The following is a 21,874-nucleotide window of genomic DNA, read 5'->3' on the forward strand; positions in this document are numbered from 1 at the left end:
GGACCGGGGTGTCCGGCGGTGGGCCGTCGGACACCCCGGGGGGTGGGTCAGCGGACGCCGAGGAGGTGTTCCATGGCGAGCTGGTCGAGGGCTTCGAAGGCCATGGAGCGTTCGGCTGCCGCGGTGGCGTCGAAGTCCTCGTAGGCGGACTTGTCGGCGAGGAGGGCCTTGAGGCCGTCGTCGGCGGTGGGCTGGGCGAGTTCGTCGAGGCGGGAGGCGGTCAGGGCTTCCTGGACGGCGGGGTCGGCGCGGAAGGCGAGGGCGCGTTCCTTGAGGATGAGGTAGTTGCGCATGCAGTTCTTCGCGGATTCCCAGACGCCGTCGATGCCGTCGGTGCGTACGGGCTTGAAGTCGAAGTGCAGGGAGCCTTCGTAGTCGGAGGTCTCCAGGAGGTCGACGAGCCAGAAGGCCTGGCGCAGGTCGCCGGCGCCGAAGCGGAAGTCCTGGTCGTACTTGATGCCGGACTGGCCGTTGAGGTCGATGTGGAAGAGCTTGCCGGCCCACAGGGCCTGGGCGATGCCGTGGGGGAAGTTCAGCCCGGCCATCTGCTCGTGGCCGGTCTCCGGGTTCACACCGACCATCTCGGGGCGCTCCAGGCGCTCGATGAAGGCGAGGGCGTGGCCGATGGTGGGCAGGAGGATGTCGCCGCGGGGCTCGTTGGGCTTGGGCTCGATCGCGAAGCGCAGGTCGTAGCCCTGTTCGGTGACGTAGTCGCCCAGCAGGTCGAAGGCTTCCTTCATCCGGTCCAGGGCGACCCGGACGTCCTTCGCGCCGCCGGACTCGGCTCCTTCGCGGCCGCCCCAGGCGACGTAGGTCTTCGCGCCGAGTTCGGCGGCCAGGTCGATGTTGCGGATGACCTTGCGCAGCGCGAAGCGGCGTACGTCGCGGTCGTTGGAGGTGAAGCCGCCGTCCTTGAACACCGGGTGGGTGAACAGGTTGGTGGTGGCCATCGGGACCTTCATCCCGGTGCGTTCCAGGGCGTCCTTGAACCGGCCGATCAGCCGGGCCCGCTCGGCGTCGTCGGACCCGAAGGGGATCAGGTCGTCGTCGTGGAAGGTGACACCGTGGGCGCCGAGCTCGGCGAGCCGCTCCACCGACTCGACCGGGTCCAGCGCGGGACGCGTCGCGTCACCGAACGGGTCGTTGCCACGCCAGCCCACGGTCCACAGACCGAAGGTGAACCTGTCCGCCGGGGTGGGAGTGAAGCGTTCCGTCATGGTGTCTCCGCCTTCGCCTGCCTGGGGTCCGGAGCCGTCGTCAGTACCCCGGGCCTATTTGTTCACTGACATGATTAATTATGCACACGGCACCGTCGTGGCGTAACCCCCCGGAGCACGAAACGGGGGCCGCCTCTGTTCGGGACGCCATCGATCACGTAATTTGTTTGTCGCACTCCCAAAAGCCGCACCACCGGAAACCGCACGAGAAGAGGTAGCCCATGCCGCCGCGTACCGTCGTCATCGGCGTGGACAGCTCCACCCAGTCCACCAAGGCTGCAGTCACCGACGCCGAGACGGGCGAGCTCCTCGCCGTCGGCCGCGCCCCCCACGTCGTCACGGGCGAGGGCGGGGCGCGCGAGACCGACCCCGAGGTCTGGTGGCGGGCGCTCCGCGACGCCGTCGCGGCGGGGCTCAAGGAGTCCGGGCTCTCCCCCTCCTCCGTCACGGGCATCGCCGTGGCCGGGCAGCAGCACGGCCTGGTGGTCCTCGACGCGGCCGGCCGGCCGCTGCGTCCCGCGCTCCTGTGGAACGACACGCGCTCCGCGCCGCAGGCCTCCGCGCTCGTCGCGGAGCTGGGCGGGCCCGAGGCCTGGACCGCGCGCACGGGCACGGTGCCCGTGGCCTCCATGACGGCCACGAAGTGGCGGTGGCTGCGGGAGAACGACCCGGCGAACGCCGAGGCGACGGCCTCCGTGCGGCTCCCCCACGACTTCCTCACCGAGCGGCTCGCCGGCGTCGCGGCGACCGACCCGGGCGACGCGTCGGGGACCTGCTGGTACTCGACGGAGACGGGCTCCTACGACCCCGAGCTCCTGGACCGCCTCGGCCTGGACACGTCGATGCTGCCCGAGGTCGCAGCCACCGGCGGCACCCGCATCGGCTCCCTGACCGAGTCCGCGGCCGAGGCGCTCGGCCTGCCGGCCGGGATCGCCGTCGCGGCCGGCACCGGCGACAACATGAGCGCCGCCGTCGGCCTCGGCCTGGGCGGCGCCGGGCTGCTGGACCACCCGGTCCTGAGCCTGGGCACCTCGGGCACGGTCTTCGCCGCCTCCCGGACCAGGCCCGCCTCCACGGCCCTCTCGGGTTTCGCCGCCGCCGACGGGACGTACCTCCCGCTGGCCTGCACCCTCAACTGCACCCTGGCCGTCGACAAGGTGGCCTCTCTGCTCGGCCTCCACCGCGACGACGCGACACCCGGCGGCGAGGCCGTCCTCCTGCCGTACCTGGACGGCGAGCGCACGCCGGACCTGCCCACATCGGCCGGGCTCCTCACCGGCCTGCGGCACGACACCACGCCGCAGCAGCTGCTGGGCGCGGCCTACGAGGGCGCGGCCTTCACCGTGCTGCGCGCGCTCGACGAACTGCTGCGGGCCTGCGGCCTCGACCCGGCCGACCCCGAGGTCGCCTCCCGGCCCCTGCGGCTGATCGGCGGCGGGGCCCAGGGCCGCACGTGGGTCGAGACCGTGCGACGCCTCTCCGGCCGCCCCCTGATCGTGCCCGGCAGCGGCGAGCTGGTCGCCCTCGGCGCGGCGGCGCTGGCGGCGTCGGCGGCGGGCGGGGGCGACCCGGTCGCCATCGCGACCCGCTGGAACGCGAGGGCCGACAACGCCGACGCCGACGCCACCCTCCCGCCGCTGGAGCGGGACACCGAGACCTGGGATCGCGTGGGTTCGGTGCTGGACAGGGCTGCGGAGCCGCTGCTCGGCGGATGAGCGAAGGCCCCGAAATCACGTCCCGCCGAGCGGTTTTGGGGATGATCGTGGATCTTCAATAGGATCCGGCGATGATCATAAGAAAACGGCTGACGGCCGGGGTGTGCGTCCTGCTCGCCACCCTGGCCGCCGGGTTCGGCACCGCCGTCCCGGCCGCGGCCGACGAACCCTCCACCACCCCGTCCCCCAAGGTCGAACTGGTCCTCGACGTCAGCGGTTCCATGCGCGCCCGCGACATCGACGGCCAGTCCCGGATATCCGCCGCCAAGCAGGCGTTCAACGATGTCCTGGACGCGGTGCCCGAGGAGGTCGAACTCGGGATCCGTACGCTCGGGGCCGACTATCCGGGCGACGACCGCAAGGTCGGCTGCAAGGACACCGAGCTGCTGTACCCGGTCGGCCCGCTCGACCGCACCGAGGCCAAGACCGCCGTCGCCACGCTGACGCCGACCGGCTGGACCCCGATCGGTCCCGCCCTGCTCGGTGCCGCCGACGACCTCCAGGGCGGGGACGCCACCCGGCGCATCGTCCTGATCACCGACGGCGAGGACACCTGCGGGCCGCTCGACCCGTGCGAGGTCGCGCGCGACATCGCCGCCCGGGGCATCCACCTCGTCATCGACACGCTGGGCCTGGTCCCGAACGCCAAGATCCGGCAGCAGCTGACCTGTATCGCCGAGGCCACCGGCGGAACGTACACGGCCGTCCAGCACACGGACGAACTCTCCGGCCGTGTCAAGCAGTTGGTGGACAGGGCCGCCGAGCCCGTCGTCACCCCGGTGGCGACCGAGGGTGCGGGCAGCTGCTCCGCCGCCCCGCAGCTGAAGGCCGGTCTCTACACCGACCGCCAGGAGATCGGCAAGCACCGCTGGTACCGGGTGGACGTCCTGCCCGGCCAGGAACTGCGCGCGTCGGTGAGCGTGGCGGCGGACCGTGCGGTGAACGACGACTACGGGGTCCTGCTGCGGGCCGTGACCACGCACGGCCGTGAGATCGTCCGGGGTGCGGAGTCCGGCACGGGCCGTACGGACGCCGTCTCCACCGGGCTGCGCTATCCGAAGCCCGAGCAGGAGGACGCCGACGTCTCCGGCGAGGACCTGAAGCCGGCCGCCGAGGTCGTCTGCCTCCAGCTGAGCAACTCGTTCTCGGCACCGCCGTCCGTGAAGACCACTCCGGGCATGCCCGTGGAGCTCACCATCGACCTGGTCGAAGGCCCTGACGACGCGTCCGACGTCGCCGCGTTCGGCCTGGGCCGCGGCTGGTGGCTGCTGGGCGTCATGGTGCTGACCGGGCTGATCGCCGGTCTGCTGTTCGGCTGGATCTCGCGCTGGCGCGTTGCGGTCTGGAGGACCAACTGATGCGTACCCCCCGTAGGAACCGTCTGGGCCGCGCCTGTGCGGGCGTGCTGCTCGCAGGCGTCACCCTGCTCACCTCGGCGGGCGCCGCCGTGGCCGACGACCCGTCCGCGAGTGCGAGCCCGGAGGACGGGGAGACCGCCGGGCCCACGGAGGCGGGCACCACCTTCCGTACCGCCACGGCGATCCGGCAGGAGCAGACGGCCACGGCCGACGCGTCCACGGGCGACTACCTGTACTGGGCCTTCCCCGCCGACTCGGGCCAACGGCCCACCGTCCGCGCGAAGGTGAGCCTGCCCGAGAGTGCCACCAGGCACGGAGCGTCGACCTGGCAGGTCGACGTGTACGACGGACTGCGCCGCAGGCAGGCCTGTATGTACGGCCACCAGACCAGGAAGGCCGCGCCGGACGCCGGCACCGTCGAGCTGTCCTGCGTACTGCGTACGGTGCGGGCCTGGGCCGAGCCGTGGGCCTTCGACCCCCTGCCGGGCACCTACTACGTGCGCCTGACGGTGACCGGCCTCGCCGAGGAGGACCTGGGGCTCCCGGTCCACGTCGAGACCGAGGTCACCTCCACCGCCCAGGGCGGCGCGCACGACGTCGGCGGCGCACTCGCCGAACCCCTGGTGCCGGGCGTCTCAGTCGCCTCCGCGCAGGGCGGCGGCGCCCCGGCCGCCGGCGAGCCGGAGGACGGCTGGTCCTCCGGATGGTGGACCGACCGGTGGCTGTGGACCGTGGGCGGAGGCGTACTCGCGGCGCTGGCCGCGGTGTTCGGCTACGGCCTCACCCGCGGCGCGGGCCGTCCCTCCCGGGTCCCGCCGGGAGTCTGACCGCTCCCCCGCCCCGGACCCCCGAGGGCCGTCGGCATCCGCCCGGCGGCCCTCGGGCATGCCGGGCGCGGCACGGCTGATTCTCGCTTCGAACCCACGGCCGAATGGCACTAGGCTGGCCAACTCACGTACTGGGTACGGCAGATGACGGGAGCCCTCATGTCCACGGAAACCGGTGCGACCCTCGGTGCCGAGCCACGCGGCCACCGGGTCGTCCAGGGACCGAGAGGGCTCCCCCTCCTGGGGAGCCTGCCGCAGTTCGGCAAGGATCCGCTGGCCTTCTTCGAGCGCCTGCGCGGATACGGCGACATGGTGAGCTGGCGCTTCGGCCGCAACGACTGTGTCTTCATCGCCGATCCGGAGTGCATCGGCGATCTGCTCACCGAGACGGAGCGCACCTTCGACCAGCCCTTGCTGGGCATCGCCTTCCGTACCGTCATGGGCAACGGCGTCGTCGTCGCGCGCGGCCCGGACTGGCGGCGCAAGCGCTCACTGGTGCAGCCGTCCGTGCGGCCCAAGCAGGTGAAGTCGTACGCCTCCACGATGACCGCCTGCACCGTGGAGCTGGCGGACAGCTGGTCGGACGGCGAACGGGTGGACGTCAAGCGGGTGATGGCGGCCCTGACCCAGAAGATCGCCGTCCGCACGATCTTCGGGGTGGACACGCCGGCCGACGCGGAGTCGATGGGCCGCGCGATGGACATCGCCCAGCAGGAGATCGGCAAGGAGTTCAGCGGCCTCGGCGCCGTGCTGCCCGACTGGGTGCCGACCCCGGGGCGGGCCAGGATCAAGAAGGCCGCCCGGGTGATCGACGCCGAGGTGGGGCGTGTGGTGGCCCGTCACCGCGACGGGGACGGGGAGCGCCCCGATCTGCTGAGCCGGCTGCTCACCGCGGTGGACGAGACCGGGGCGCAACTCTCCGACAAGGAGATCCGCGACGAGACGGTGACGCTCTACATCGGGGGCCACGAGACGACGAGTTCGACCCTGGTGTGGGCCTGGTATCTGCTGTCGCGCACCCCGCACGCACGGGCCGCGCTCGCCGAGGAGCTGGACCGGGTGCTCGGCGGCCGGGAACCGGGGATCGACGACTACGCCCGGCTGACCTACGCCCAGGCGGTGGTGAAGGAGACCTTGCGGCTGTATCCGACCATCTGGCTGGTCACCGGAATCGCCAAGGAGGGCGCCACGATCGGCGGCGTACCGATGCCGGAGGGCACCCGGGTGTGGAGCAGCCAGTGGGCCACGCACCGGGACGAGCGGTGGTTCCCCGAGCCCGAGGTGTTCCGCCCGGAGCGCTGGGACGCGCAGAAGGGCGACGAGATCCCCGAGTACGCCTGGTACCCCTTCGGCGGCGGCCCCCGGGTCTGCCTGGGTACGCGCTTCGCGATGGTGGAGGCGGTCCTGGTCCTCGCCGTGCTGGCCCGGCGCTTCGATCTGGAGGTCGACCCCGGCACCGTGAACCCCGTACCGACGCTCACCCTTCAGCCGGACCGGGAGGTCATGGCGACCGTACGGGCGCGCTGACCGCACACTCGGGTGAAGCGTGCGGCGATCCCTTGACCTCAAGTTTGCTTGAGGTCTTAGCGTTCCGTGCGTACCCACCGCTTCTGGAGGCATCCGCATGGACATGGAAGTCACCGCGTGGCATTCACTGCACAGCACGATGAACGCGCAGCAGGACCGCAGGCCCTTCTCCAGGGCCACACTGCGCCGCATCGCGGTGTTCGCCCGGCCGCACCGGAGCAGGATCGTCCGCTTCCTGCTGCTGAGCGTCGTCACCGCCCTGCTGGCCGTGGCGACTCCGGTACTGGCGGGCGGGGTCGTCGACGCGATCGTGGGAGGTGAGGATTCCTCCGTCGTGATCCGGCTCGCCGCGCTCATCGCGGTGATCGCGGTGGCGGAGGCGGGCCTCGGGCTCCTCACGCGGTGGCTCTCGGCCACCCTCGGCGAGGGGCTGATCCTCGATCTGCGGACCGCCGTCTTCGACCACGTCCAGCGGATGCCGGTGGCGTTCTTCACCCGCACCCGCACCGGCGCACTGGTCAGCCGGCTCAACAACGACGTCATCGGCGCCCAGCGGGCGTTCAGCAACACCCTCTCCGGTGTCGTCTCCAACCTCGTCACCCTGCTGCTGACCCTGGCCGTGATGCTCACCATCTCCTGGCAGATCACCCTGCTCGCCCTGGTCCTGCTGCCGGTGTTCGTCGTCCCCGCCCGCCGGATGGGTACCCGGATGGCGGGCCTGCAACGGGAGGCCGCCGGTCACAACGCCACCATGGGCACCCAGATGACCGAGCGCTTCTCGGCGCCGGGCGCCACGCTCGTCAAGCTTTTCGGGCGCCCTGCCGACGAATCCGCGGAGTTCGCCGCCCGGGCGGGCCGGGTGCGCGACATCGGCATCCGGACGGCGATGCTCCAGTCCACCTTCATCACCGCCCTCACCCTGGTGTCGGCGCTCGCCCTCGCCCTGGTCTACGGGCTGGGCGGCTTCTACGCGCTGCGCGGCAGCCTGGAACCGGGGGCCGTCGTCGCCCTGGCCCTTCTCCTCACCCGGCTCTACGCCCCGCTGACCGCGCTGGCTGGTGCCCGCGTGGAGGTGATGAGCGCGCTGGTCAGCTTCGAGCGGGTCTTCGAGATCCTGGATCTCGAACCGCTGATCACCGAGAAGCCCGACGCCCGCGAGGTGCCGGAGGGCCCGGTGTCCGTGGAGTTCGACGACGTGTCCTTCGGCTACCCCTCCGCCGACAAGGTCTCCCTCGCCTCACTCGAAGAGGTCGCCGCGCTCGACACGGGGGGTGGCGCCCAGGTGCTGCACAACATCTCGTTCACGGCGGAGCCGGGCCGGATGGTCGCGCTCGTGGGTTCGTCCGGAGCGGGCAAGTCGACGATCGCACAATTGCTTCCCCGGCTGTACGACGCCGACGCCGGTGCCGTGCGCCTCAACGGCGTCGACGTACGCGACCTGACGGCGGACTCGATCAGGAGGACGCTGGGCATGGTCACCCAGGACGGGCATCTCTTCCACGAGTCGGTACGCGCCAATCTCCTGCTCGCCCGGCCGGAGGCCACCGAGGAGGACATCTGGGACGCCCTGCGCCGCTCGCGCCTGGACGGCCTGGTCGCGTCGCTTCCCGAGGGCCTGGACACGGTGGTCGGCGAGCGCGGCTACCGGCTCTCCGGCGGCGAACGCCAGCGGCTCACCATCGCACGCCTGCTGCTGGCCCGTCAGCGGGTGGTGATCCTGGACGAGGCGACCGCGCACCTGGACTCGACCTCGGAGGCCGCCGTGCAGGAGGCACTGGCGGAGGCGCTGGAGGGCCGTACGGCCGTGGTCATCGCCCACCGGCTCTCGACCGTACGGGCCGCCGACCTGATCCTGGTCGTCGAGGACGGCCGGGTCGTGGAACGCGGTACGCACGATCAACTGCTGCGCCTGGGCGGACGGTACGAGGAACTGCACCGCACCCAGTTCGAGCGACCGGAGGCGGCAGAAGCCGCGGACGCCGGCGAGGACCACGCGATGCGCTGATCCCGTACCGCCCGTCCCGTGCAACCCGCCGGCCGCCCATGGACACCCGACGGTTCACACTCTGGCCCTGTCCGACACAGTGATACATACTACGGATGCTTGTTTCACATCGCTGAGGAGGGAAGCCGATGGACATCGACGAGGCACGGACCCGGTTCGCGGTCCTGCGGACCAAGGACTCCGCCGTCCCCACCGAGGAACTGGACGCCATCTGGGCCGTGTTGCCGACCGTGCGTGTCGAGGAGATCCTCGGCGAGTGGCGGGGCGGCGAGTTCGACACCGGACATCCGCTCAACGGGCGTCTGCCGAAGCTCGGCTGGTACGGCAAGACGTTCAACTCCCCGGAGGACGCCAAGCCGCTGATGATGCGCCGGGAGGACGGCACGCTGTACAGCGACACCGAACTCGGCAAGGGCGAGGCAAGCTTGTGGACGGTCGAGTTCCGGGGCGAGTCGACGGCCACCATGGTCTACGACGGCCAGCCGGTCTTCGACCACTTCAAGGCGGTCGACGACCGCACGCTCATGGGGATCATGAACGGCAAGGACATGGGCGGCCTCTTCTACTACTTCTTCCTCGAGCGGGTCTGAACCGGACCGGGGCGGCGGGCCGAGAGGGGCGGAGCTGATGGTGCGAGCGGCAGTGGTGGACGTACTGGGCGGCGGCTTCGGAGTCCAGGACATCGACCTCGCGAGGCCGGAGGGCCGTGAGGTCCTGGTGGAGGTACGGGCGTCCGGTCTCTGTCACACGGACCTCACGGTCGCCACCCACGCCTTCGGGGACTTCCCCCCGCCGGTCGTCCTGGGGCACGAAGTGGCCGGGGTCGTCGCCGGCATCGGACCGCACGTCACGGAGTTCACCACCGGGGACCATGTGGTGGGCTGCCTCGTCCAGTGGTGCGGCGGCTGCCCGGCGTGCCTGGACGGCCGGGTCCACCAGTGCGCCCGCCCCGGAGCCACGCTGCGCGATCCCCAGCGGGACGGTCCACGGCTCAGCCGTGCCGGCCTGCCGCTCGCCCAGGGGATGGGGCTGGGCGGTTTCGCCGCACGGGCGCTCGTCCACGAGAACCAGCTGACCGCCGTCCCGCGCCGGCTGCCGTTCGCCCCTGCCGCCCTGCTGGGGTGCGGGGTCCTGACCGGGGCTGGTTCCGTGCTCAACGGAGCGCGTGTCCGGCCGGGCGAGAGCGTGGCCGTGATCGGCGCCGGAGGCGTCGGGCTCAACGCGATCGCGGCGGCGCGGATCGCCGGCGCCTCGCGCGTCGTCGCGGTCGACGTGCGGGACGGCAAGCTGCGGCACGCCCGTACGTTCGGCGCGACGGACGTGGTCAACTCCGCTTCCGCCGACGCCGTCGCCGCCGTGCGGGAGCTGACCGGTGGCGGCGTCCGGCACACCTTCGACGTGGTGGGAGTGGCCGCGACGACGGAACAGGCGCTGCGCATGACGGCCCTCGGCGGAAGCGTGTACGTGGTCGGCCTGGCGGGGACGGGAGGCGAGCTCACGCTCTCCCTGCCCCGGCTTCTGTTGCAGCAGAAGGCGATCCACGGTCTCGTCATGGGCTCGGGGAACCCCCGGCGGGACATCCCGCGTTATGCGGACCTGTATCTGCAGGGCCGCATGAACCTCGACGGCCTGGTCTCCCGGGAGATCGGCCTGGACGAGATCGACGCCGGTTACGCCGCAGCCCGCGATCCCGAGGTGGCGCGGGTCGTCATCACCTCGTTCTGAGCTCTCCGGTGCGCCGGCCCCGGAGGGCGTCCCCCGGGCGCACACGGCAGGGGCCGCCCTCGCCGCGCAGGTCACGGGGCACGCCGCACCAGCATGTCCACGTTGCGCGGCTTCGCGGCGCGCTCGTAACGTGACGGGTGTCCGTCGAGCCGACCGACCCGCCGAGGGCCTGCGCGGGCGGCTTCTGCGGGCCCGGCCGCCCTCGGGTCCGGCCGTGTACAGCCCTTCCCACCGCTGAAACCGGGTACGCATGAGCAAGTCACACTCCGCCGTCGGCGCATGGCACCGGCCGATGGTCGCCCGCCTCGCCGGCGAGGAACACCGCACGGCCACCGCCCTGGAGCTGTTCTTCGACCTGTGCTTCGTGGCCGCCGTCGCCCAGACGTCGGTCGCGTTCGAGCACGAACTCGCCGAGGGGCACATCGGCCACGGGGTCCTCGGCTACGCGATGGTGTTCTTCGCCATCTGGTGGGCGTGGATGAACTTCACCTGGTTCGCGTCCGCCTACGACACCGACGACGTCCCGTACCGGCTCCTGACACTGGTGCAGATCACCGGGGCGCTCGTCGTGGCCGCCGGTGCGGCGGAAGCGCTCCAGCAGGAGGACTTCACGGTCATCACCTGGGGCTATGTCATCATGCGGCTCGCCATGGTCACCCAGTGGCTGCGCGCCGCCCGGTCCGACCCCGAACGGCGTCGCTCCTGCGTACGCTACGCGGTCGGCATCCTGATCGTGCAGGTCGGCTGGGTCGCCCGTCTGGCACTGCCGGAGGACTGGGGCCTGCCCCTGTTCGCGGTCCTGGTCGTGGCGGAACTCGCCGTTCCCGTCTGGGCCGAGACGGCGGGCACCACCAGCTGGCACCCGCACCACATCGCCGAGCGCTACGGGCTGTTCACCCTCATCGTCCTCGGCGAGACGATCACCGCGGCGACCGGGGCCGTCCGCACCGCCCTCGACGGCGAGACCGCCATCGGTGACATCGCGGGTCTGGTCGTCGGAGGCGTGCTGACCGTCTTCGCGCTGTGGTGGCTCTATTTCGCTCAGGACGCGCCGCGTCGCCTCACCGGTCTCAAAGCGGCTCTGCTGTGGGGGTACGGCCACTACGCGGTCTTCGCATCGGCCGCCGCGGTCGGCGCCGGTCTCGCGGTCAACGTCGCCCATGCCACGGGGCACGGCCACCTCTCGGACCGGGCGGCTGCCGCGGCCTTCACCGTCCCCGTGGCCGTGTTCATCACCCTGGTGTGGCTGCTGCACCACCGGGCGGCCCAGCTCCGCAACCGCAACGACCTCATCCATCCCCTGGCCGTCCTCGCCGTCCTGGCCTCGTCCTTCACCTCCGTCGCGGTGCTCGTCACCGGCCTGCTGGCCGCCGCGCTGGTCGCCGCCACGCTGGTGGTGGCGGCGCGGGCGCGTGGCGGGGCCGACCGCTCTGATGCCGCTACGTGAAACGGAGTTCGGCCGGATGCGACACCCGCCGCAGAAGCGGCAGAGATGTCGCCGCGGCCAGCAGGCAGGCCGCGTAGACCACCACGGGAACGAGGAGCGGGATCAGGGAGACGGGCCCGCCCACGAGCGTGGCGTACACGAGATACACCACCGTTCCCCCGAAGCCGGCGAGCAGAAGCGCGGGCGCCAGCGGGAGCGCGGTCTCCAGGAGCGCGGCTCGGGCCAGGACCCCGTGGGGCACACCCGCGGCGGCCTGGGCCGCCAGGCCTCTGCGACGGGTGGCCAGCGACTCGGCCGTGCCCACGGCGAGACCGCAGAGGCTGATCGTGACGGCGAGCAGGACGGCGAATCCGGCGACGTTGATTCCGGTGGTGTAGAACCCCATGTCCATCGCCAGGGCGTCCTTCGCACGCAGGTCGGCGAGCAGGACGGCACGCACGCCTACGAAGCCCACCCCGACGACGGTGACCAGCAGGAGAGCGGCGTGGGTACGCGCCGCCGCCCAGGGGTCGTGCGCAAGTCGGCCGGCGGCGATGAGCACCGCCGGACGTCGCGCACGGAGGGTGAGCCGCCGCCCCAGAAGCGCCGCCGATGCCCCGGCAGCCCAGATGGCGCACGCTCCGGTGACGAACACAAGGGCCAGCACCAGCAGCGGGAACGCCGCGGAGCGGACGCTGTTGGGGAGAGTGACGAGCATGGCGGCCGCGGAGACCAGCACAGACCCGAGCAGGAAGCCGAACAGGGCCCTGCGCCCCGGGTCCGGGACCGTGCGGCGCACCTGGTCGAGCGGCGACACCACCACGTGTCGCAGAGCGAAGACGCTGACCAGCGCCGCGGCCACCGGAACCGCGAGGACGACCGCCGCGAAGCCCGCCCAGGCCGCGGGATACGGCGCGTGCCCCGCAGAGGCGAGGACCACGGCGAAGGCGGCGACGCCGGCCACCGAGCCGGGCAGTGAAGGGAACGCGGACTCCACCGCGGCGATCCTCCGGAGCTGCGCGGGGGTCGCCCCGGTGAGCCGCATCGCGGCCATCCTCCGGTGGCGGTGCACGGCCCCGATGCGGGCGCACTGGCCGAGGAATCCCCCTACGGGCAGCAGCAGGAGGACGAGTGTGAGCACCACACCGGCGCGCTGGCCGGGCTGGTCGAGCAGGCCGTGGCCGTAGGGGATCGACACCTGCCCCGGGACTGCGGCGATCGCTACCGCCGCGAGCGCGAAACCCGTGGCTGCAAGGGCCCCGAGCGCGGTGAGCAGGATCCTCCACCACTCACGGCGTTCGGAGCCGCGGGCGAGTGCCCAGGCGATACGGATGTCAGCCTTCACGGCGAACCGCCTCCCGGGCGAGTACATCGGCCGAGGCGGAGTGGACGACCCCGTCCCGCAGCCACACCTCGCGGTCCGCGTAGGCGGCGATCTGGGCGTCGTGGGTGATCAGCAGGACCGCCGTACCCATGTCCCTCGCGGTGTGCAGCAGAGCGGTCATCACCTGCTCCCCGGCGAGAGAGTCGAGAGCCCCGGTCGGTTCGTCCGCGAAGACGGCCTTGGGCTCGGTGACCAAGGCACGTGCCAGGGCGACGCGTTGGCTCTGACCGCCACTCATCTCACCGGGACGCAGGCCGGCCTGCCCGCGGGCGCCGAAGCGTTCCAGCCACTCCCCCGCCTTCTGCTGAGCCGGGCCGCGGCGCATCCCCGCGAGCAGCAACGGCAGCGCGACGTTGTCGAGCGCGGTGAGTTCGGGGATCAGCTGCCCGAACTGGAACACCACCCCGAATGCGCCGCGCCGCAGCTCGCTGAGTCGCTGGTCGGGGAGCAGGCCTAGATCCTCCTTCCCGTACGTGACGACGCCGTCGTCGGCGCGGGTGATCCCCGAGAGACAGTGCAGCAGGGTGGACTTCCCGCTGCCGCTCGTGCCGGTGACAGCCAGGATCTCGCCCGCGTGGAGGTCGACGGAGGCGCCTCGCAGCGCCTCCGTCTTCCCGTACGACTTCCGCAGACCGCGGGCCGAGATCAGCGCGCCCACCCCCGAAGAAGACTCTTCGTCCCGTGCGTTCATGTTCCGTTGACCTCCGCGGTCAAAGTGTCGATCCGGGCTGCGGTGGTGGTCATCCACCGCACGTCGGCGTCGAGATGGACAAGGGCGTAGTCGGCCGAGAGCACGGTGCTGAGATCGGCGCCCGGCGCGGTCTTGAGTGCGGTGAGCTCGCGCATGCGCTCCATGTGAGCGGCGCGCTGGGCTCTCAGATGCGCTGCGGCGTCGGGGTTCGGTCCGTCCTGGCCCGGCTGCGCAGGGACCGCCGCGACAAGGATCGAGACCACGACCTTCGCGAAGATCTCGTTCGTCACGAAGGGCGCGGGCGCGGTGATCTCCTCGGCCCAGCGGTCCAGTTCACGTGCTCCCTCAGCGGTGGACCGGTAGAGGGTGCGCTCCGGGCCGCCGTCGGAGTCGGTGCCGTCGACCGCGGCCAGACCGTCACGTACCAGGCGTTGCAGCGTCGTGTAGACCTGCCCGTACGCGAGCGGGCGGGCCTGCGGGAAGCGTGCGTCGTACTGCCGCTTCAGGTCGTAGCCGTGGCAGGGCCCGGCCGCGAGCAGGCCCAGGAGGACATGACGGGTACTCATGTGCGCACTATATCCTCAGTACATGTACTGAGTGAATAGTAAAACCGAGGTCCCGGACGCCCGTCGGCCGCCGCGGCAGGTGCCGCGGCGGCCGGCGGGGGCGGAAGGAGTGCCCGGTTCAGGTCACCGGCCCAGCCACTTCTTCCAGGTGGCCGGGTGCTCCTCGATCCAGCGTCCTGCTGCCTCGTCGGGCGACAGCCGTTCGGAGGCGATCAGTTCGGACACCTGGTTCTGATCCTTCTCCGACCAGCTGAACTTCTTCAGGAAAGCCGCCGCTTGTCCGCCGCGCTTCGCGAAGTCCGCGTTGAGGTACTTCTGGAGCGGGGTCGTCGGATAGGCGCAGTCGATGTCCTCCGGGGCCTTCGCCGCACAGGCCTCGGAGTACTCGGGCAGCTTCACCTCGACCATCGGCACCTCGTTGAACAGCCACTGCGGCTGGTACCAGTAGCTGAGGAAGGGCTTCTTCTCCTTGGCGAACTGCTGCATCTGCGTGATCTGCGCCGCCTCGGAACCGGCGAAGACGACCTTGTAGTCCAGGCCGAGGTTCTTCACCAGGGCCTTGTCGTTGGTGACGTAGGACGGTGAACCGTCCATCAGCTGTCCCTTGTCGCCGCTCTCGGGTGTGCGCAGCTCGTCGGCGTACTTGTCGAGGTTCTTCCAGTTCGTGACGTCCGGGTGCTCGTCCGCCCAGTACTTGGGGACGTACCAGCCGATGTGGCCCGTGACTCCGAGGTCGCCCCCGGGGACGATGGTTCCCTTGTCCTGGACGTACAGCTTCTCCTGGTCGGGGTGGCCCCAGTCCTCCAGGATGGCGTCCACCCGTCCCTGGCTGAGAGCGTCCCATGCGGGCACCTCGTCGGTCTGGACGAGGTCGACGCGGTAGCCGAGCTCGTCCTCCAGGATCTTCTGCGCGACGGCGACGTTGGCCTGGGCGCCGACCCAGGACTGGACCGAGAGGGTCACGGTCCTGATGTCCGCGGGTGCCGCGAACGGGGAGGCCTGCTTGGTCATGTCCGCCGCTCCGCATCCGGTGACGGCGAGCAGCGCGCCGGCCGAGGCGACGACGGCGGATGTGCGGAGGCGGGCGCGGGTGCGGGTGCGGGTGCGAGCCATCTCAGCTCTCCTTCCGCTGGCGGCGGGCGGTGGGCTGGGTGACACGGTCCAGCATCAGCCCCAGGCAGACGATGGCGGCCCCCGCGACGAGGCCGGTGGCCAGGTCGCCCTGGGCGAGGCCGAAGACGACGTCGTAACCGAGCGCGCCGGAGCCGACGAGACCGCCGATGATCACGACCGCGAGGACCAGGACGACGCCCTGGTTGACCGCCAGCAGCAGGGCGGGCCTGGCCAGCGGGATCTGGATCTGGCGCAGTTGCTGGCCGCTGGTGGCGCCGAGCGAGCGGGCGCACTCCATCGCGGCGGGGTCGACGCCCCGCAGCCCCTGGGTGGTGATGCGGACCACGGCCGGCAGCGCGTAGACCACGGCGGCAGCGGCGGCGGGGGCGCGGCCGACGCCGAAGAGGGCGACGACCGGGATGAGGTAGACGAACTGCGGCATCGTCTGGCAGACGTCCAGGACGGGGCGCAGGAGGCGTTCGAGGCGCCGGCTGCGCGCCGCGCCGACGGCGACGGCGAAACCCAGGACGAGGGTGACCGCGACGGCGGCGAGCACCTGGCTCAGCGTGTCCATCGACAGGTCCCAGACGCCGAGGACGCCGATGGCCGCCATGGCGAGTACGGCGGTGAGCGCGGTACGCCAGGTGCCGATCGTCCAGGCCAGGGCGGCGACGACGAGCAGCACCGACCACCACGGAAGGCCCTGAAGACCGCTGCGCAGCGGGTTGAGGATCCAGTTGGTGAAGTGGGCGGCCCAGTCGGCTGTTCCGCCGATGACGGGGACGCCGGTGTAGAGGTGGTCGACCATCCAGTCCTTGGCGGTGTTGACCGGACCGGCGACGGCCACGACGGCGCCTTCGGGCCACACGCGTCCGCCGGTGAAGCGGCCCACCACGGCGACGGACGCGGCGGTCAGTGCGGCGAGTGCCCAGCCGCGCGGGCCGCGCAGGGCGGCAGGGCCGGTGGGTTCCGTGCCGGCCTTTCGGCCTGCCGCCTCGGTCGTACGGTCGAGGACGACGGCCAGCAGCACGATGGGGACGCCCGCGGCGAGCGCGGCTCCGACGTCGACGGAGGAGAGGGCCTGGTACACGCGGTCGCCGAGACCGCCCGCGCCGATGACGGACGCGATGACGGCCATGGACAGCGCCATCATGATGGTCTGGTTGACGCCGAGCAGGAGTTCCTTGCGGGCCAGCGGCAGCCGCGCGCTGAGAAGCCGCTGCCGGCCGGTCGCGCCGAGCGAGGTGACGGCCTCCATGACACCCGCGTCGGCGCCGCGCAGTCCGAGTGCGGTGAGCCGGGCCATCGGCGGAGCCGCGTAGACGACGGTCGCGAGGACGGCGCCGGGCACACCGATACCGAAGACCAGCACGACAGGCAGCAGATAGGCGAAGGCGGGGAGTACCTGCATGGTGTCCAGCACGGGGCGCAGGACACGGAACGTGCGGTCCGAGAGCCCCGCGGCGAGCCCGAGGAGCAGGCCGAGCACCACGGAGGCCAGCACCGCGACGACCATCAGGGCGAGGGTCTGCATGGTCGGCACCCACATGCCGAGCAGCCCGCAGACGAGGAAGGACACCCCGGCGGTCAGGGCCGGGCGCCACCCGGCCGTCCGCCAGGCGACGAGCGCGGCCACGGCTGTGACACCGGCCCAGCCGAGGGCGAGCAGGGCCAGATAGACCCCACGCACCGACAGGACGACGGCGTTGCTGATGTGGCCGAAGAAGTAGAGGAACAGCGGGTGGCTGTCGCGGTTCCCGATGATCCACTCGCTGACCTCGCCGAGCGGCCCGCTCAGGTCGACGGTCAGGGCGCCGGGCCACGCTCCGCCGCCCCAGCGGGCGTGCGCGAAGGGTACGGCGACGGCGGCGACGATCAGCAGCAGGAGGAGCTTGCCGAGGGCGGGCCGGCCCCGCAGCGCGGCGAGCGGACGGCCGCCCGGGGGGCCTGCGGCGGTGCGGGCGGTGGCTTGCGCGGTGGCCATCAGACGGTCACCTCACGGGCCCCGGGGTCCCCGGGCGCGCTTGCTCCCGCGACCACGTCGAGCAGGCACGCGTGGTCGACGACGCCGAGCAGCCTGCCGCTCTCCGTGACGCGGGCGACCGGGTCGCCGGAGCGTGAGACGGCCTCGATGGCCTCGGAGACGGTGGCCCCGGGGCGCAGCGCCGGGCCGCTCTCGCCCTCGCCGGGCGCCGGGGGGCGCATGGCGGTGGCGACGGTGAGCACCTGCTCGCGAGGGACGTCCCGGACGAACTCGCGTACGTAGTCGTCGGCGGGCGAGCCGACGATCTCCTCGGGCGTGCCGAGCTGCACGATGCCGCCGTCCCGCATCAGCGCGATGCGGGTGCCCAGGCGGAGTGCCTCGCCGAGGTCGTGGGTGATGAAGACCATGGTGCGGCCCTCCTCGCGGTGCAGCCGGAGGACCTCGTCCTGCATCTCGCGCCGGATCAGCGGGTCGAGTGCGCTGAACGGTTCATCGAAGAGGAGGACGGACGGGTCGACGGCGAGTGCGCGGGCCAGGCCGACACGCTGCTGCTGCCCGCCGGAGAGCTGGGCGGGGCGGCGGTCCTCGAGACCGGCGAGGCCGACCTTCTCCACCAGTTCGGCGGCCTTGGCCCGGCGGTCGGCCTTGCCGAGGCCCTGGATCTCCAGGCCGTAGGCGACGTTGTCGAGCACCGTGCGGTGCGGCAGCAGCCCGAAGTGCTGGAAGACCATCGCGGCACGGTGGCGGCGCAGTTCGCGGAGCCGGTTCCTGTCCATGGCCAGGACGTCCTCGCCGTCGATGGCGAGGGTGCCGCTGGTGGGCTCGACGAGCCGGGTCAGACACCGCACCAGGGTGGACTTGCCGGAGCCCGACAAGCCCATGACGACGAAGACCTCACCCTTGTGCACGTCGAAGGAGACGTCACGGACGGCGGCGGTGCAGCCGGTGCGCTCGCGCAGTTCGGCGGGCGGCAGGCCGGCGAGCTCGCCGCCCGGGACGCGGCCGGCCTTGGGTCCGAAGACCTTCCAGAGGTTGCGGACGCCGAACACGGGGGTTCCCTCGTTCATCGGACGTCACCTCCGGCGGCGGGGGCCGTCCGGAGAAGTTCGGCGCACTTCTCGCCCACCATCAGGACTCCGATCATGGGATTCACGGCGGGCATGGTGGGGAAGACGGAGGCGTCGGCGATCCGGATGCCCTCCAGTCCCTGGACGCGCAACTGCGGGTCGACGACGGCGGCCGGGTCGCCCACGGCCCCCATGCGGCAGGTGCCGGCCGGATGGTAGACGGTGTGCGCGACCTTGCGGGCGTACTCGCTGATGTCCTCGTCGGACGTGACCTCGGGCCCGGGACACACCTCGCGCTTGAGCCAGTGGGCCAGCGGTTCGGTCCTCGCTATCTCGCGGGCGAGCTTGATGCCGTCGACCAGGGTGCGGCCGTCGTAGTCGTCCTCGTCGGTGAAGTAGCGGAAGTCCAGGGCGGGTTTGACCTCGGGGTCGGCGCTGGTGAGGTGGAGCCGGCCGCGGCTGCGGGGCTTGGGGATGTTCGGGGTCATCGACACGCCGTGCTCGGGCTTCTCGTAGCCGAGGCGCTCCGGGTTGTCGGTGAAGGGGATCTGGTAGAAGTGGAACATCAGGTCCGGGCCTCGCGATCCGGGGTCCCTGCGCACGAAGAGTCCCGCGTCGGAGTCCATCGCCGAGTTCTCCGGGATGGGACCGTCGGTCTCCCAGACGATGACCGACTCGGGGTGGTCGAGCAGGTTCTCGCCGACGCCCGGTGCGTCGTGGACGACGGGGATGCCGAGCGCGGTCAGGTCCTTCGCCGGTCCGACGCCGGAGTGCAGCAGCAGCCGGGGGGTGTCCACGGCGCCCGCGCAGACGATCACCTCACGTGCGGCCCGCAGGAGTGTCTCCGAGCCGTCCTTGTCCCGTACGTGCACTCCGACGGCCCGGTTGCCTTCGAACTCCAGGCGGTACGCCCATGTCTCCAGCAGGATCGTGAGGTTGGGGCGGTCACCGGCCTCGATGTGGGGATGGAGATACGCGACGGACGCGGAGGAGCGCTTGTTGTTCTCCGGGTGGTAGGCCAGGTCGAAGAAGCCGGCGCCCTCGTGGAAGGGCTTCTTGTTGAAGCTGTCCACGCGCGGGACTCCGGCCGCCGCCTGGGCGGCGTCGACGAAGTCGCGGGCGATGGCGTTCCGGTCCTTCTCGTCGACGGGCACGATGTTGTTGCGCAGCCGCGCGAAGTAGGGGTCCATGGCGGCGGCGTCCCAGCCGTCGGCTCCGGCCTCGGCCCACTCGTCCCAGTCACCGGGCAGCGGCTTGAAGCTGATCAGTGTGTTGTGCGAGGAGCAGCCGCCGAGTACCCGGGCACGGCTGTGCCGGATGTGGGAATTGCCGCGGGGCTGTTCGGTGGTGGGGTAGTCGTAGTCGAGCTCGCCGCCGAGGAGGCCGAGCCACCGGCGGAGGGTGAGGACGTCCTCGCGGTCGATGTCGGTGGGGCCGCCCTCGATGACGGTGACGGTGACGTCGGGGTCCTCGGTGAGCCGGGAGGCGATGACCGAGCCGGCCGTACCTCCTCCGACGATCACGTAGTCGACGGTCTCGGGGCGCTCGGTGCCGGAGGGTTCAGGGCGTGCGGTGTGGGGGGACGGGGGCATCGGTCACTGCTCCTTCTGCAAGGTTCGTGCGTCTACGAGGTGCCGCGAACAGGTGGGGGGAGGGGCCGTTGCCGGTCAGCCCGCGAACCAGCGCTGCGGGCGCGGGTTCAGGTTCTGGTAGATGTGCTTGGACTCGCGGTACTCGGCCAGCCCGGTGGGGCCGAGCTCACGGCCGGTACCGGACTTGCCGAAGCCGCCCCACTCCGCCTGCGGGAGGTAGGGGTGGTAGTCGTTGATCCAGACGGTGCCGTGCCGCAGCCGGGCGGCGACGCGCCGGGCGCGCCCCGCGTCGGTGGTCCAGACGGCGCCCGCGAGGCCGTAGTCCGTGTCGTTGGCCAGGGTGACGGCCTCCTCCTCCGTCCGGAAGGTCTCGACGGTGAGGATCGGGCCGAAGGTCTCCTCGCGGACGACCTTCATGGCGCGGTGGCAGCCGTCCAGGACGGTCGGCCGGTAGAAGTAGCCGCTCGCGGGACGGATGTCCGAGGGTTCGGGGCGGGCTCCGCCCGAGCGGACGATCGCGCCCTCCTCGCGGGCGGATGCCACGTACGCCTCGACCTTGGCGAGCTGTTGCGCGGACACGAGCGGGCCGCACTCGACTCCGTCGACGGTGCCCCGGCCGAGCCGGATCGCGTCGGCGCGGCGGGCGAGTTCGGTGACGAAGCGGTCGCGGACGGACTCCTCGACGATGAGCCGGGCTCCGGCGGAGCAGACCTGGCCGCTGTGGAAGAAGGCGGCGTTCAGCGCCTGGTCGACAGCGGTGTCGAAGCCCTCCTCGGTGGCGCACGCGTCGGCGAACACGACGTTGGGGTTCTTGCCGCCGAGCTCCAGGGCGACCTTCTTGACGGTGGGGGCCGCGGCCTGGGCGACCTTCGTGCCGCTGGCGAGTCCGCCGGTGAACGAGACGAGGTCGACGTCCGGGTGTGCGGAGAGCCGGGCACCGACAGGGTCTCCCGCGCCGGTCACGAGATTGGCGACACCGTCGGGCAGCCCGGCCTCGGCCAGCAGGCGTATCAGGTGGACGGTGGAGAGCGGGGTGACCTCGCTGGGCTTGAGCACGAACGTGTTGCCCGCGGCGAGTGCCGGGGCGATCTTCCAGCTGGCTTGGAGCAGCGGGTAGTTCCAGGGGGCGATCAGGGCGCAGACGCCGACCGGCTCGTGCACGACGACGCTGTGCACGTCGGGGTCACCGGCGTCCACGACCCGGCCGCCGCTCTCGTTCATGACGAGATCCGCGAAGTAGCGGAAGGCGTTCGTGACGTCGTCGACGTCGACACGTCCTTCCTCCAGGGTCTTGCCGGTGTCGCGGCTCTCGGTGATCGCGATCTCCTCGCGGTCGCGCTGGAGGAGGCCGGCGACCCTGCGGAGCAGGCCGGCGCGCTCGGCGACGGGCCGGTGCGGCCACGGGCCGTCGTCGAAGGCACGGCGAGCGGCGGCCACGGCCGCGTCGGTGTCCTCCATCCCGGCCTCGGAGACGACGGCCAGGATCGCGGCGTCGGCGGGGTCGAGGATCTCGCGGGTCGCGCCGGATGCCGCCGCGCGCCAGGTGCCGTCGACGTGGAGGGTCTCCAGGGCCGCGGGATGGGCCGACGAGTGGGGAGCCGACATGTAGTGGTCTGCCTTCCGTGCCTGATTTGCTCCGCACCGGTTCGGCCGAGCACTTTCATGCCGGAGGACCGG

General features: G+C 71.8%; 17 protein-coding genes. 8 read left to right on the plus strand and 9 right to left on the minus strand.

The annotated features are described in order from the left end of the window. Positions 1-47 precede the first annotated feature (47 nt). A complete protein-coding gene (gene xylA, locus ABZY45_RS17050; RefSeq protein ID WP_356740689.1) occupies positions 48-1,217 on the minus strand; it encodes a xylose isomerase in 1,170 nt (389 codons plus the stop codon). Positions 1,218-1,438: 221 nt separating this feature from the next. On the opposite strand from xylA, the gene xylB reads away from it, so the two are divergent. From xylB to ABZY45_RS17090, 8 genes are all read left to right on the plus strand, one after another. Next, on the plus strand, positions 1,439-2,932 hold the full coding sequence (gene xylB, locus ABZY45_RS17055; RefSeq protein WP_356740691.1) for a xylulokinase: 1,494 nt from the start codon (positions 1,439-1,441) through the stop codon (positions 2,930-2,932). 71 nt (positions 2,933-3,003) lie between these two features. Next, positions 3,004-4,290: a VWA domain-containing protein gene (locus tag ABZY45_RS17060; protein WP_356740693.1), complete on the plus strand. Its 1,287-nt coding sequence runs from the start codon at positions 3,004-3,006 to the stop codon at positions 4,288-4,290. After that, the gene (locus tag ABZY45_RS17065) at positions 4,290-5,117 is read left to right on the plus strand and encodes a hypothetical protein (protein ID WP_356740695.1); all 828 of its coding nucleotides are present in this window, start codon (positions 4,290-4,292) and stop codon (positions 5,115-5,117) included. Before ABZY45_RS17060 ends, ABZY45_RS17065 begins: the two co-directional genes overlap by 1 nt. 159 nt (positions 5,118-5,276) lie before the next feature. Then, the gene (locus ABZY45_RS17070) at positions 5,277-6,644 is read left to right on the plus strand and encodes a cytochrome P450 (protein ID WP_356740697.1); all 1,368 of its coding nucleotides are present in this window, start codon (positions 5,277-5,279) and stop codon (positions 6,642-6,644) included. A 97-nt stretch (positions 6,645-6,741) separates the two neighbouring features. Beyond that, on the plus strand, positions 6,742-8,649 hold the full coding sequence (locus ABZY45_RS17075; protein WP_356740699.1) for an ABC transporter ATP-binding protein: 1,908 nt from the start codon (positions 6,742-6,744) through the stop codon (positions 8,647-8,649). A gap of 128 nt (positions 8,650-8,777) precedes the next feature. Further along, a complete protein-coding gene (locus ABZY45_RS17080; protein WP_356740701.1) occupies positions 8,778-9,239 on the plus strand; it encodes a DUF4334 domain-containing protein in 462 nt (153 codons plus the stop codon). A gap of 37 nt (positions 9,240-9,276) precedes the next feature. Beyond that, a complete protein-coding gene (locus ABZY45_RS17085; protein WP_356740703.1) occupies positions 9,277-10,374 on the plus strand; it encodes a zinc-binding dehydrogenase in 1,098 nt (365 codons plus the stop codon). A 250-nt stretch (positions 10,375-10,624) separates the two neighbouring features. After that, entirely contained in the window at positions 10,625-11,821 is a 1,197-nt protein-coding gene (locus ABZY45_RS17090) for a low temperature requirement protein A (RefSeq protein ID WP_356740705.1), read from the plus strand. On the opposite strand, the gene ABZY45_RS17095 is transcribed toward ABZY45_RS17090, so the two are convergent. The 8 genes from ABZY45_RS17095 to ABZY45_RS17130 all read right to left on the minus strand — a co-directional run bounded on the left by ABZY45_RS17095 (position 11,814) and on the right by ABZY45_RS17130 (position 21,802). After that, positions 11,814-13,145 carry an FtsX-like permease family protein gene (locus ABZY45_RS17095; RefSeq protein ID WP_356740707.1) on the minus strand — a complete coding sequence of 444 codons (1,332 nt, stop codon included), beginning with the start codon at positions 13,143-13,145 and terminating at the stop codon, positions 11,814-11,816. The genes ABZY45_RS17090 and ABZY45_RS17095 overlap by 8 nt on opposite strands. Continuing rightward, positions 13,135-13,875, minus strand: coding sequence for an ABC transporter ATP-binding protein (locus ABZY45_RS17100; RefSeq protein ID WP_356740709.1), 741 nt, complete (start codon positions 13,873-13,875; stop codon positions 13,135-13,137). The genes ABZY45_RS17095 and ABZY45_RS17100 overlap by 11 nt, the downstream gene beginning before the upstream one ends. Beyond that, entirely contained in the window at positions 13,872-14,441 is a 570-nt protein-coding gene (locus tag ABZY45_RS17105; RefSeq protein WP_356740711.1) for a PadR family transcriptional regulator, read from the minus strand. Before ABZY45_RS17105 ends, ABZY45_RS17100 begins: the two co-directional genes overlap by 4 nt. A 123-nt stretch (positions 14,442-14,564) precedes the next feature. Then, positions 14,565-15,554 carry an ABC transporter substrate-binding protein gene (locus ABZY45_RS17110; protein WP_356740713.1) on the minus strand — a complete coding sequence of 330 codons (990 nt, stop codon included), beginning with the start codon at positions 15,552-15,554 and terminating at the stop codon, positions 14,565-14,567. 1 nt (position 15,555) lies between these two features. Then, positions 15,556-17,538 carry an ABC transporter permease subunit gene (locus ABZY45_RS17115; RefSeq protein WP_356740714.1) on the minus strand — a complete coding sequence of 661 codons (1,983 nt, stop codon included), beginning with the start codon at positions 17,536-17,538 and terminating at the stop codon, positions 15,556-15,558. Beyond that, complete coding sequence (locus ABZY45_RS17120) at positions 17,538-18,605, minus strand: glycine betaine/L-proline ABC transporter ATP-binding protein (RefSeq protein WP_356740715.1); 1,068 nt, start codon at positions 18,603-18,605, stop codon at positions 17,538-17,540. The genes ABZY45_RS17115 and ABZY45_RS17120 overlap by 1 nt, the downstream gene beginning before the upstream one ends. Beyond that, on the minus strand, positions 18,602-20,197 hold the full coding sequence (locus ABZY45_RS17125) for a GMC oxidoreductase (protein WP_356740717.1): 1,596 nt from the start codon (positions 20,195-20,197) through the stop codon (positions 18,602-18,604). Before ABZY45_RS17125 ends, ABZY45_RS17120 begins: the two co-directional genes overlap by 4 nt. A 75-nt stretch (positions 20,198-20,272) precedes the next feature. Continuing rightward, positions 20,273-21,802 carry an aldehyde dehydrogenase family protein gene (locus ABZY45_RS17130; protein ID WP_356740719.1) on the minus strand — a complete coding sequence of 510 codons (1,530 nt, stop codon included), beginning with the start codon at positions 21,800-21,802 and terminating at the stop codon, positions 20,273-20,275. Positions 21,803-21,874 lie beyond the last annotated feature (72 nt).

The organism is Streptomyces sp. NPDC006516 (assembly GCF_040611875.1).
GTDB lineage: Bacteria > Actinomycetota > Actinomycetes > Streptomycetales > Streptomycetaceae > Streptomyces.